Raw genomic sequence first — 12,005 nt, forward strand, 5'->3', positions numbered from 1 at the left:
GATTTTGATGGAAAAGAGGAATTTTTATCGGCTGAACTACAATTTAAGTTTTGATTTTGTCATACTTAATCCTGAATCCATAGAAGCCATATCTAATCCCATGATTGGGGTGCTTAAGGATTTAAGCGGAGGAGGTCTAAGTTTTTCATCTGAGGAAGACGTAGAACTTGACCAACTCTTGGAAGTTAAAATTAATGATGGAAAAAGCTTAATTTTAGTTTTGGGTAAGATTGTGCGTAAACAAAAACTAGAAAATCATTACTTATATGGATTGGAATTTGTTTATATCGACGAAAAAACTCAAGATAAATTAGTTCAGTTTATTTTTAACGTTCAAAGAAAAGAAAAAGTAATGAAAAAATTAGGAGGTGGTACTAATGGATTTGAATAATTATCTGCCAATCTATTTTGAAGAAAGTGAGGAGAACATACAGATAATAAGCGATAGTTTACTTGAACTAGAGAAAAACCCTACAGATGTACAAGCTATAAACGAAATATTTAGAGCTGCGCATACATTAAAAGGAATGTCTGCTACAATGGGTTTTCAGTCAATCGCAGATCTAACTCACGGTATTGAAAATTTTTTAGATGAATTAAGAAATGGGACTAAAACCTTAAGCACTAATTCATTAAATACACTATTTAAGGCGTTTGATTTCCTTTCTGAGGGTTTAAATAATATAAAAACAGGTAAAAATGATCCCATTGATTTATCGATCCTTAAAGAGTTTGATGAAAAGCCCGGCTCAGTAGAAGTGAGTCTGCAAGTTGAAAAAACAACTTCAGACATCAATGACTACGAGCAGTATGTGATTAGTAATGCTTTTGCTCAAGGATTTAGTGTTTATCACATAGCTGTGGAATTAAATGAAGATTGCTTATTAAAATCTGCTAGAGCCTTTATGGTATATAAAGAATTAGAAGCAATGGGAGAAATAGTAAAGACTATGCCCACTGTTCAACAGCTTGAGGATGAGAAATTTGACAAAACCTTTGAAATTTGGTTGATCACTAAAGAAAGTCAAGCAGAGGTGGAAAAGGTAAGTGAAGTGCCTGAGGTTAATAGTGCTCAGATCACGTTGGTGGATAATGATGTGAAAATAGAACCACAAAGCAAAGATACCAATACTCCTGTGGAAAAACAAAATAATCCATCTCAACAAGTTGTCCAAGCTAAAAGTCAGGCAACAATAAGGGTTGACTTAAACAGACTAGATTCTTTAATGAACTTAGTATCAGAGCTAGTAATTAATAAAACTGGCCTCAACCAAAGTGTGAATAATCAAAATCAATCCATGGTAACTGAGGGTTTAGAACAACTACATAGAATAACAACAGAACTCCAAAACATTGTAATGAGTCTTAGAATGGTTCCAATTGACAGGGTTTTCAGTAGGTTTCCACGTATGGTTAGGGATACGGCAAAGGATCTCCAAAAAGAAGTTGAACTGACTATTATAGGTAAAGAAACAGAGCTTGATAGAACAATTATTGACGAAATTGGTGACCCATTAGTGCATCTAATTCGAAATGCAATAGACCATGGTTTGGAAAGTAAAGAAGATAGAACTAAAAATGGAAAAAATGCACAAGGTAAAATTACACTAAAAGCATATCAAAGCGGTAATGAAGTATTCATAGAAGTGAGCGATGATGGTAAAGGTATTGACGCAAACAAAATCGCCCAATCTGCTGTGAAGAAAAACTTGATCTCTGAAAACGATATGGTTACCATGGACGAACAACAAATTCTTCAACTAATATTCGAGGCGGGATTTAGTACAAAAGATGTTGTAACTGACTTGTCTGGTAGGGGTGTAGGACTAGATGTTGTAAAAACCTCAATTGAATCTTTGGGTGGAGGAATCGAAATATATACAGAGCTAAACAAAGGTACAACATTTACCATACATCTACCCTTAACACTGGCCATAATACAAGGTCTTTTAGTTAGTGTAGGAGAAGAAAAATATGCTATACCATTATCTTCAATTGTAGAGACGGCAGCATTTGACAAAAAATCAGTTAAAAAGGTAGGTCAACAAGAAGTTTTAATGTTTAGGGACTCTGTGCTCCCTCTACTAGATTTAGCTAACGTCTTAGATACAGAGCCTGACCGTGAACAAGAACTATCTATGGTTGTTGTCAAAAAAGGTGATAGACAAATTGGCTTAATTGTTGATAATCTAATAGGTCAACAAGAAGTAGTTATTAAGCACCTTGGAGATTTCTTGGCTAATATTAGAGGTTTTGCAGGAGCCACCATTTCAGGAGATGGAGAGGTTATACTTATACTTGATACAAACTCACTGTTTTTCAATTAATAAGGAGGGATATATATGGCAGTAAATAATGAACAAAAGTTTGTAATATTTAAGCTTGAAACAGAAGATTATGGTATCGATATCTTAAAGGTACAAGGTATTGAAAGAATGCTTCCAATCACTAGAGTACCTAAGACTCCTAGTTTTGTGGAAGGTGTATGTAACTTGCGAGGTAGTATTGTTCCCGTAGTAGATTTAAGGAAAAGATTTAACATTCAAGAAAAAAACCATGATGAAAACACAAGGATCATAGTTGTACATATGGAGGAATTAAAGGTAGGACTTATTGTAGACTCGGCAAACGATGTTATAACAATAAATTCTGAGGATATAGAACCAACTCCTTCTGTAATAGATTCAATTGATAATAAATTTATTAGTGGTGTAGGTAAACTTAAAGACCGACTAATAATTATACTAGACTTACTAAAAATTCTAAACAAAGAAGAGATTATTGAAATACAAGAAATGTAAAGGGGGGGTAAGGTGTTTGACTATTCGTTAAAACCAATCCAACTAGACTTACTAAAAGAGCTTGGTAACATAGGAGCAGGAAACGCAGCAACTGCCCTCTCTAGTATTGTCTCTGACCAAATAGGTCTCAATGTACCTGAAGTTAGCTTAGTATCTTTTCAGGAAGCAATGGATTTTGTAGGCGGAGAAGACATGGTAGTTGCCTCTATCTATTTTAGAGTAGACGGATCATTACCTGGCAACATGCTTCTTATGTTACCTTTAACTTCAGTTAAATTTATTCTTGACTTTTTATTAAAGGAAGAAGATATAAACTTCTCTAAACTTGATCCTTATCAAACTTCTGCCCTTACAGAAATTGGCAACATTCTCTGCGGAGCCTACTTAACAGCATTATCAAACTTCACACAACAAAATATGTATCCATCAGTGCCAGCCCTATCAATTGATATGGCCGAAGCTGCATTGAGTTTACCTCTTATCCAAATGGGGGAAATTGGGGATAAAGCGTTACTTATTAAAACTACGTTTACTCATGGGGGGAAGGATGTATCTGGAAATTTTTTCTTCATTCCAGAAATCGAGGCCTTTGAAAAGCTCATGAGTTACTTCGGTGTGGAAAATGCTTAAAGATAAAAGTGTGATTAAAGTAGGAATGGCAGAGTTGAGTGTGTCTAAATCTCCAGACACTTTAAAAACCACAGGCCTCGGATCTTGTGTAGGGGTTTGTGTATATGACGCAAAGGCAAAAGTTGGCGGTATGGCCCATGTCATGCTGCCTGATAGTAAAAGTGCAAGGCAAGCTACAACTGTAATTGGTAAGTATTCTGACACTGCCATTAATGAATTACTTAAAAGATTATCTGACTTGGGTGTTAATAGGAAAAATCTGATAGCAAAAATTGCAGGTGGTGCTCAGATGTTTTCCTTTGCAGGTGGCAGTGAAATAATGAAAATAGGACATCGGAACATTGAGGCAGTAAAAGAGGATTTATTAAAGCACAGTATTAGACTTGTAGCTGAAGATGTAGGTGGAAACTATGGTAGAACCATAGAATTTGACCTAGATACTGGTGATCTTTCTATACGTAGCGTAGATAATGGAACAAAAATACTTTAAAGGTGTGGTTCTATGGAGAATCTCAGTTTATGGCGTCTTTATAGACAAGGTTCAGCAGAAGCAAAAAATAAATTAGTTGAAGAATATAGTAGCCTCGTTAAAATAATAGTTGGAAGACTATGTGTTGGGGATAAATTCGGACAACTGGACAAAGATGATTTAAACAGTTGGGGGATAGTGGGTCTTTTAGAGGCCATAGAAAGATTCAACCCTGAGCTTGGCATAAAGTTTGAGACCTATGCCAGTACACGCATACGAGGGCAAATAATTGATATTATAAGAAAATCAAACTGGATTCCCAAGGATGTCAAATCAAGCATTAAAGAACTGGAACTTGCATACCAGCAATTAGCTGCTACAGATGAACCAATACTTGATGAAAGTCTCATGAAAATACTCAATGTAAATGAGAAACGCTTAAAAAAAATACAAATGTTTGCAAGTCAAAGTAATTTAATTTATCTTGATAACTTTATGAACTTAGATGATGAAAATGAAAGACTTATCGATAATATACCTGACCACACCCAGGTTAACCCCCTTGAGGAACTTATTTATAATCAGGCGACTGAACAGCTTACAACAGCAATAAAGAAATTATCGGAGAAGGAACAAATAGTTCTTTCCCTATATTATTACGAGGAACTAACGTTTAAAGAAATATCTGAAATACTTCAACTAAGTGAAGCGAGGATATCACAAATTCACAGTAAAGCAATTTTTAGACTGAGGGGTTTTCTAAATAAGAACCGAAGAAAAAGTAGCTAAAGGAGTTGATTTTCTTGGTAGAAGAAAATGTTCATGGCTTTGACTTTACAATAACTTTTTCAAAGGATGGATTAGAGGCTTATCTTGAAATGGATAAAATGGGATTAGACCTTACTGAATCTGAAATTACAGACGTCCTTCAAGAAATAGAAAAGAAGGGTATTGTCCTTAATAGTAATGAAAGTGAAATTATAGAGCTAATTCAAACATCTACAGGATTAGATAAAATAACCATAGCCACTGGTTTTGCCCCAATAGACGGTACAGACGGCTATATAGAAATTTTATCTAAAGAAGAAAAAGACGGAAAGCCTCTTGTACTAAACGATGGGCGAGTAGACTTTTATAATCTAGGCTTAGTTACAAATGTATACGAAAATGATAAACTTGCAGTGGTACATGGACCTAAGGATGGAACTGATGGAAAAGACGTTAAAGGAAACATAATCCCCTTTAAGCAAGGGAAAAACCCGAAGATACCCCATGGTAAAAACATCAAATATAATGAAACAACAGGTGAAATCATTGCTCTTATAAATGGTCAGGTTTCCTTTGGAGAAAATTCTATTAATGTATTTGAAGTTTTAGAAGTAAAAGATGTTGATTTTAAGACAGGAAATATTGATTTTGTAGGGAATGTTATCGTAAACGGTGCAGTGAAAGATGGGTTCACTGTCATAGCCCATGGCGATGTTACAGTAAGAGGTTATGTGGACAGTTCCTTTATTGTATGCAAAGGTAACCTAACAGTATCTGGGGGGATACAGGGGCGTAATAAAGGTAAAGTGGATGCAGGTGGAAACGTAGTAGCCCGCTACATTGAAAACTGTGAAATAAGAGCAGGCGGTTCAATAATAGTGAAAGATGCTATAATGCACAGCAAAGCCTATGCTAAAGAAAAAATTATCGCCGTTGAAGGTAAAGGTTTATTAGTCGGTGGTTTAATTAGTGCAGGTAAAGAAATACAGTCTAAAACAATGGGTTCCCACCTAGCTACTGTCACTGAGCTTGAAGTAGGAGTAAACCCGGAACTTAGGGAAAGGCTACAAAGCCTTGCTAAAGATTTAAACCAGAAGATAGATGAAAATAAAAAAGCTAAGCAGGCCCAAAGGATTTTGGGCGTAAAGCAAGAACAACTACTAAAAATAGGCAAAGACCTTCCACCGGAACAAAAAGGTCTGTTAATAAGATTAAAGTTTACAACAAAGCATTTAGATGAATCAATTAAAACACTACAAAGCGAGCAACAAGAGCTAATGGAAAAACTACTATCATCCGCAAGCGGCTCCATAAAAGGACATAAGACTGTATACCCAGGGGTACGACTAACAATAGGTACTAAGAATCGCAATATATCAGATATATTATCCACATCAACATTTACCCTTGCTAGTGATGGAGAAATAACGATCTCATAAGTTAAGAGGTGAAAGTTATGGGTTTTAGGCCTATAGACTTACAAATATCTATACCTAAAAGTGGAGAAGTAAATAAGGTTCAAAACAATCAAGGAAGTGAATTCAATCAGCAATTTGCACAACAACAGTCTCTACAAAATACAAAAAATAAACAACGCCAAGTAGTTGAGACTAGTAAATCTGAGAGTAATAACGTAAAGAACAACAAAGAAAAAGATTCTCATAATCAAGATAATCAACAAGATACTCAAAACAAAGACAATAAAGAGAAACGAAATACTAAACATGTCTTTGATCCTTCGCGGGGAAGATATATAGATATAAACATATAAGAGGTAAGGTGTGACTAAATGCTAAACGATATACTGCTTGCAATTGGTATAACTACTGTAATCATAGGAATATTCATAACGGTCAGGGAAAAGAGTTCGGAACAAAGCTATAATAATCAAAACAATTATAGTGAAATAGAACAATTACATCATGAAATATCTTACTCTTTAAAAAATATCCTTAATGACTCTTTAAATCAAATTGAGTTAAAAACAGAGCATGCTATTCAAAGCATAGAACTTAAAGTAGCTGCACTTAAACATGAATCTGAAGAAAATAAAGAATCTACTAGGACTAAGAATAAACTGATTACAAAACATAAAGATATTTATGATTTGTACACAGAAGGTTTGTCGCCAAGGGAAATCGCCATTAAACTTAACCGTGGAGTAGGTGAAGTGGAGACGATAGTTTCACTTCTAAAGCTAGAGAGGGATAAATAATGGGTAAGTTATTAATAGGATTAGGCTCGGGAATTATCGTGACTTTACTTATATTTACACTAGTACAATCAGAGATGCCAAATTATGATGAGACTCGCATAATAACTGAAGCTAAAGAGCTGGGAATGGTTTTTCCCCAGGAAATAGAGGAAGAAATAAGATCTGAAATAATGAGGGAAATTTCAAGCTTTGAACCTAAAACTGTAGAGATAGAGATTCCACCAAATATCAGTGCTTCTAAGATATCAGAAATTCTAACCTCACATGGATTTGACGGTGAAAAATTTTTACTTAAAATTTCTCAGTTAGATGTTGCAAACCACATAAAATATGGTACCTTCCAGCTAAATGAAAACTTATCAACAGAAGAAATAATCTTAATTTTAACAAACTAATTTTTTATTTTATGACATAATTACCCCTTTGTTAGGTATAATATTAAACTAATAGAGGTGGTTAATAATGTTAAAAAAAATTAGTTTGTCTTCTTATTTACTAGGTGTATTTACTACGATGATTATATTTGCTATCATTTTGGTTTCTATGGGTATCTACTACACCAAATCAGGTATTTCAGTAACCATAGGTGTAAAAGATATTCCAGCAGTTATTAAGGAAGAGGTTGTTTCAATAGTTGAATATCAGCTTCCTCTGTACATCAATGAACTCAAAGCAGAGATCCCATACATAATTGATACAGAGATGACAGGTAAAATGGAAAATGCCAGTATAAAACTAGGGGATGTAGAATATCCCCTGCCTGCAGACTCAATAAAAGCAATTGAAGACGTTTTCAAAGGACAAGTGCAAGTGGCCATGTTAAAGCTTCTAGAGGGGTTAGATGAAACAATAATAGCTGAAAACATGTCTAAAGACGTTGAATTAAAGTTTGTGGATTTTATGGATGGCAACATAAATAATAGAGTTTTTACCCTCAACCCCATAAGGCCCCTAAAAATACCAGTGACTGTTTCTTTGTCCTACGAAGAAGAAGACGCAATACCTGTAGTTATTAATGCTACTGATTAAAATTATAAGAAGTTAAAGCAAAAACTTTTAATGGAATTTACTGGATTATTTTTAATGATTTTTTCATTTTATTACTATAAAAAAGTTGTTTTTTGGAAACTAATATGTTATACTACGATTGTTGTAAAAACACACGTTTAAAATATAAGTGTGCTGGTCCTATGAATTTAGGTTGAACACTTGTAAATTTTAAGCGGAGGAAAAAACCAGAGAGGAGGTCAATAAAATTGGCTATTATTTCAATGAAACAATTACTTGAAGCTGGTGTTCATTTCGGACATCAAACCCGTCGTTGGAACCCTAAGATGGCTCCTTACATTTTCACTGAAAGAAACGGAATTTACGTTATTGACCTACAAAAGACTGTAGGTAAAATCGACGAAGCGTATAACTTTGTTAAAGAAGTTGCTTCTGAAGGTGGTAAAATCCTTTTTGTTGGTACTAAAAAACAAGCTCAAGAGGCAGTTGCTTCTGAAGCTGCTCGCGCTGGTATGTTCCATGTAAACCAAAGATGGTTAGGTGGAATGTTGACTAACTTTGATACTATTGGTAAAAGAGTTAAAAGACTAAGGGAGCTTGAGAAAATGGAAGAAGAAGGGACTTTTGAAGTTCTTCCAAAGAAAGAAGTAATTAAACTTCGCCTAGAAATGGAAAAGCTTAACAAGTACTTAGCTGGTATTAAAGATATGCCAGGCATTCCTGATGCGATTTTTATCGTAGATCCAAGGAAAGAAAGAATCGCTGTGGCTGAAGCTAAAAAATTGGGTATCCCAATCATAGCAATCGTAGATACTAACTGCGATCCAGATGAAATTGATTACGTAATACCTGGTAATGACGACGCTATCCGTGCTGTTAGCCTAATTACTTCGAAAATTGCCGACGCTATTTTAGAAGGCAACCAAGGAGTACAAGAATAAGAAACATAAAAAGGTAAGGGTAACGACGGAGGTTTGTCCTTTGGCTAAGCTCTTACCTTTTTTAATGAATATCTTTAAATAGAAAGGGAGGATACTCATGGTATCTGCACAAATGGTAAAAGAATTAAGAGAAAAAACTGGTGCGGGAATGATGGACTGCAAAAAAGCTTTAACTGAAAAGAACGGTGACATGGAAAAGGCAGCTGAATACTTACGTGAAAAAGGACTAGCTGCTGCTGCTAAGAAATCTGGCAGAATTGCTGCTGAAGGTCTTGTTGAAGCTTACATACATGGTGGGAAAATTGGTGTTCTTGTTGAAGTAAACTGTGAAACTGACTTTGTTGCTAAAAACGAAGAATTCCAACAACTTGCTAAAGACATTGCTATGCACATAGCGGCTTCTAACCCTCTATATATTAGTAAGGAAGAAGTTCCTGCAGAAGTTGTAGAAAAAGAAAAGCAAATTCTTATGGCTCAGGCTATCAATGAAGGCAAACCAGCTAATATCGCTGAAAAAATGGTACTAGGTAGAGTTGAAAAATACTATAAAGAAATCTGTCTGCTAGAACAAACATTCGTAAAAAACCCAGATGTAACTATTCAACAGTTATTAAATGAGAAAATAGCTAAAATCGGAGAAAATATGTCCATCCGTAGGTTCACTAGATTTAACCTTGGCGAAGGAATCGAGAAAAAAGTAGAAAACTTCGCTGAAGAAGTTATGAAGGCATCACAAGTTAAATAATTCAAAAAAAGAGCACAAAAAATTGTGCTCTTTTTTAAGAGTTTTTATATTTTAAAGACTGTGGTATAATATGAAGGAAATGCATCTTATACGTAGAATAATTATAGGGGGGACCAAAGTGTCAAAATATAAAAGAATAATACTTAAGCTAAGTGGCGAAGCCCTAGCAGGTGACCAAGGTTATGGTATTGATAATGAAATGCTTAAAATAATTGCTAAACAAATAAAAGAAGTAAAAGATATTGGTGTGGAGATTGCTATCGTAGTAGGTGGAGGAAATATATGGCGTGGTGCAACGGCTAGCCATAAGGGTATGGAAAGGGCTACAGCAGACTATATGGGCATGCTTGCAACAACCATGAACTCACTGGCACTACAGGATGCTTTAGAATCAATAGGAGTTATTACAAGGGCGCAGACAGCCATTGAAATGCGTCAAATAGCTGAACCATACATAAGAAGGCGTGCTATTAACCATCTCTCAAAGGGTAGAGTAGTTATTTTTGCTGCAGGTACAGGAAACCCCTACTTCTCAACTGACACCACAGCTGCATTAAGGGCTGCAGAAATAGGTGCCGAAACAATTCTTTTGGCAAAAGGGAAAGTAGATGGCGTTTATGACAGTGACCCACTAACTAACCATGATGCACAAAAATTTGATGAACTAAGCTATATTGAAGTATTACAAAGAGGGCTTGGTGTAATGGACTCCACAGCAACTTCTCTTTGCATGGATAATAATATTCCTCTTATCGTCTTTGCATTATCTGAAGAAGGTAATATTAAAAGGGCGGTAATGGGAGAAAAAATAGGAACAATAATCAGGGGGGATAAAAATGCTTAACGATATTTATACTGATGTGAAAGATCGAATGGGTAAGGCTGTCCAATCACTGAAAAAAGATTTAGCATCCCTTAGGGCAGGAAGAGCAAATGTATCTATATTAGACAAAGTTATGCCTGAATACTACGGAGTACCAACTCCAATTTCTCAGATGGCAACGGTTTCAGCTCCAGAGGCTAGACTATTAGTTATACAGCCTTGGGACAAAACAACGATTCCCGACATAGAAAAAGCCATCTTAAAGTCTGATATCGGAATAACACCTAACAACGATGGATCAGTAATCAGACTTAATTTTCCTCAGTTAACCCAAGAAAGAAGAGGAGAACTTGTTAAAGTAATCAAGAAAAAAGGTGAAGAGGGAAGAGTTGCTATCAGAAATATTAGAAGAGATGGAAACGATATGGTAAAAGAGCTAGAAAAGGATAATGAAATCTCAGAAGATGATAGCAGAAGAGCACAAGATGAAATTCAAAAAATTACGGACACATTTATAAAAGAAATTGATGGTATAATCCTTAAAAAAGAAGAAGAAGTGATGGAAGTATAATGGACTTTGTTGCACTTACCTTAGAGCAGGCTAAAGAGCTCGGGTCAGTGGATAATATAGAGTTCGAGGTAGTTTACTTAGAAGAACTTGGAGATGATACTGACCAACCTTGGCGTGTAGTCAAGGAAAAAGTAGAGAGCAATAAATACACTGTGTATGTTATGAAACAAATCTAAACTATATCCCCCCTCATGAGAGGGGGGATATAGTTTAAGAAACTGGTACCTAAGATAAGATAAGATAAGATAAGCTAAGATAAGTTTGATATAGAGGTGGATGAAATGTTCTTTCGAAAAGATTTAATAGAAAGAGTGAAAAAAAACGGAAATATACCAAAATGCATTGCAATTGTAATGGATGGTAATGGTAGATGGGCACAAAAGCGTGGTTTGCCTCGTACAGCAGGACATAAAATGGGCGTTGAAACAGTAAAGAAAACAACTGAAAGTTGTATAAAACTTGGAGTAAAACACCTGATTTTATATGCTTTTTCCACAGAAAACTGGAAAAGACCTAAGGATGAAGTGGATTTCCTAATGAAGCTTCCTGGAGAATATTTTGGTGAAGAGCTTAATAAAATAATTGAAAACAATGTAAAAATAACTACAATAGGTGACCTATCACAACTTCCTTCATCAACAAAAGAGACCATAGAAATTGCTGTTGAAAGATCAGAAAATAATACTGGCCTAAATTTAGTATTTGCAATAAATTATGGTGCACGTCAGGAAATACTAAATGCAACTAAACGACTCTTCAAAACAATAAAAACCGAAGAAATTAACGATATAACAGAAAATGATATATCTAAATTTATAGACTCTAATCTCCAAAACATCCCAGACCCTGACCTGTTCATAAGGCCTGGCGGGGAAGTTAGAATTAGCAATTTCTTACTATGGCAGCTTGCCTACAGTGAGCTATTTTTCATTAGTACCCTTTGGCCTGATTTTTCTGAAAAACATCTTTGTGAAGCCATAGATAGTTTTCAAAATAGGGAACGTAGATATGGGGGCATAAAAAAATAAATTAGG

At 35.1% G+C, this 12,005-nt stretch carries 17 protein-coding genes; all 17 read left to right on the top strand.

Going from position 1 to position 12,005, the window contains the following annotated elements; all coding sequences use genetic code 11:
- Window positions 1-7: 7 nt before the first annotated feature.
- The 17 genes from HYG86_RS17460 to uppS all read left to right on the top strand — a co-directional run bounded on the left by HYG86_RS17460 (window position 8) and on the right by uppS (window position 11,999).
- Window positions 8-391 carry a flagellar brake protein gene (locus tag HYG86_RS17460; RefSeq protein WP_213166830.1) on the top strand — a complete coding sequence of 128 codons (384 nt, stop codon included), beginning with the start codon at window positions 8-10 and terminating at the stop codon, window positions 389-391.
- On the top strand, window positions 378-2,327 hold the full coding sequence (locus tag HYG86_RS17465) for a chemotaxis protein CheA (RefSeq protein WP_213166831.1): 1,950 nt from the start codon (window positions 378-380) through the stop codon (window positions 2,325-2,327). The genes HYG86_RS17460 and HYG86_RS17465 overlap by 14 nt, the downstream gene beginning before the upstream one ends.
- Window positions 2,328-2,342: 15 nt before the next feature.
- Complete coding sequence (locus HYG86_RS17470) at window positions 2,343-2,801, top strand: chemotaxis protein CheW (RefSeq protein WP_213166832.1); 459 nt, start codon at window positions 2,343-2,345, stop codon at window positions 2,799-2,801.
- A gap of 12 nt (window positions 2,802-2,813) precedes the next feature.
- Entirely contained in the window at window positions 2,814-3,431 is a 618-nt protein-coding gene (locus tag HYG86_RS17475) for a chemotaxis protein CheC (protein WP_213166833.1), read from the top strand.
- Window positions 3,424-3,921 (top strand): chemotaxis protein CheD, encoded by a 498-nt coding sequence (locus HYG86_RS17480; RefSeq protein ID WP_213166834.1) that lies wholly within the window; start codon window positions 3,424-3,426, stop codon window positions 3,919-3,921. Before HYG86_RS17475 ends, HYG86_RS17480 begins: the two co-directional genes overlap by 8 nt.
- 12 nt (window positions 3,922-3,933) lie before the next feature.
- On the top strand, window positions 3,934-4,689 hold the full coding sequence (locus tag HYG86_RS17485) for a sigma-70 family RNA polymerase sigma factor (protein ID WP_213166835.1): 756 nt from the start codon (window positions 3,934-3,936) through the stop codon (window positions 4,687-4,689).
- Between the two features lie 14 nt (window positions 4,690-4,703).
- Window positions 4,704-6,107 carry a flagellar assembly protein A gene (locus tag HYG86_RS17490; RefSeq protein WP_213166836.1) on the top strand — a complete coding sequence of 468 codons (1,404 nt, stop codon included), beginning with the start codon at window positions 4,704-4,706 and terminating at the stop codon, window positions 6,105-6,107.
- Window positions 6,108-6,124: 17 nt separating this feature from the next.
- Window positions 6,125-6,439: a hypothetical protein gene (locus tag HYG86_RS17495; RefSeq protein ID WP_213166837.1), complete on the top strand. Its 315-nt coding sequence runs from the start codon at window positions 6,125-6,127 to the stop codon at window positions 6,437-6,439.
- 18 nt (window positions 6,440-6,457) lie between these two features.
- Complete coding sequence (locus HYG86_RS17500) at window positions 6,458-6,883, top strand: DUF6115 domain-containing protein (protein WP_213166838.1); 426 nt, start codon at window positions 6,458-6,460, stop codon at window positions 6,881-6,883.
- Window positions 6,883-7,278 (top strand): hypothetical protein, encoded by a 396-nt coding sequence (locus HYG86_RS17505; protein ID WP_213166839.1) that lies wholly within the window; start codon window positions 6,883-6,885, stop codon window positions 7,276-7,278. The genes HYG86_RS17500 and HYG86_RS17505 overlap by 1 nt, the downstream gene beginning before the upstream one ends.
- Window positions 7,279-7,345: 67 nt before the next feature.
- Entirely contained in the window at window positions 7,346-7,912 is a 567-nt protein-coding gene (locus tag HYG86_RS17510; protein WP_213166840.1) for a hypothetical protein, read from the top strand.
- Between the two features lie 227 nt (window positions 7,913-8,139).
- Window positions 8,140-8,832 carry a 30S ribosomal protein S2 gene (rpsB, locus tag HYG86_RS17515; protein ID WP_213166841.1) on the top strand — a complete coding sequence of 231 codons (693 nt, stop codon included), beginning with the start codon at window positions 8,140-8,142 and terminating at the stop codon, window positions 8,830-8,832.
- Window positions 8,833-8,929: 97 nt separating this feature from the next.
- Complete coding sequence (gene tsf, locus HYG86_RS17520) at window positions 8,930-9,577, top strand: translation elongation factor Ts (RefSeq protein WP_213166842.1); 648 nt, start codon at window positions 8,930-8,932, stop codon at window positions 9,575-9,577.
- Between the two features lie 79 nt (window positions 9,578-9,656).
- The gene (gene pyrH, locus HYG86_RS17525; protein ID WP_213169359.1) at window positions 9,657-10,421 is read left to right on the top strand and encodes a UMP kinase; all 765 of its coding nucleotides are present in this window, start codon (window positions 9,657-9,659) and stop codon (window positions 10,419-10,421) included.
- The gene (gene frr / locus HYG86_RS17530) at window positions 10,414-10,971 is read left to right on the top strand and encodes a ribosome recycling factor (protein ID WP_213166843.1); all 558 of its coding nucleotides are present in this window, start codon (window positions 10,414-10,416) and stop codon (window positions 10,969-10,971) included. The genes pyrH and frr overlap by 8 nt, the downstream gene beginning before the upstream one ends.
- Window positions 10,971-11,147 (top strand): hypothetical protein, encoded by a 177-nt coding sequence (locus HYG86_RS17535; protein ID WP_213166844.1) that lies wholly within the window; start codon window positions 10,971-10,973, stop codon window positions 11,145-11,147. Before frr ends, HYG86_RS17535 begins: the two co-directional genes overlap by 1 nt.
- A 105-nt stretch (window positions 11,148-11,252) precedes the next feature.
- On the top strand, window positions 11,253-11,999 hold the full coding sequence (gene uppS / locus HYG86_RS17540; RefSeq protein WP_213166845.1) for an undecaprenyl pyrophosphate synthase: 747 nt from the start codon (window positions 11,253-11,255) through the stop codon (window positions 11,997-11,999).
- Window positions 12,000-12,005 lie beyond the last annotated feature (6 nt).

The organism is Alkalicella caledoniensis, assembly GCF_014467015.1.
GTDB classification, from domain to species: Bacteria; Bacillota; Proteinivoracia; order Proteinivoracales; family Proteinivoracaceae; genus Alkalicella; species Alkalicella caledoniensis.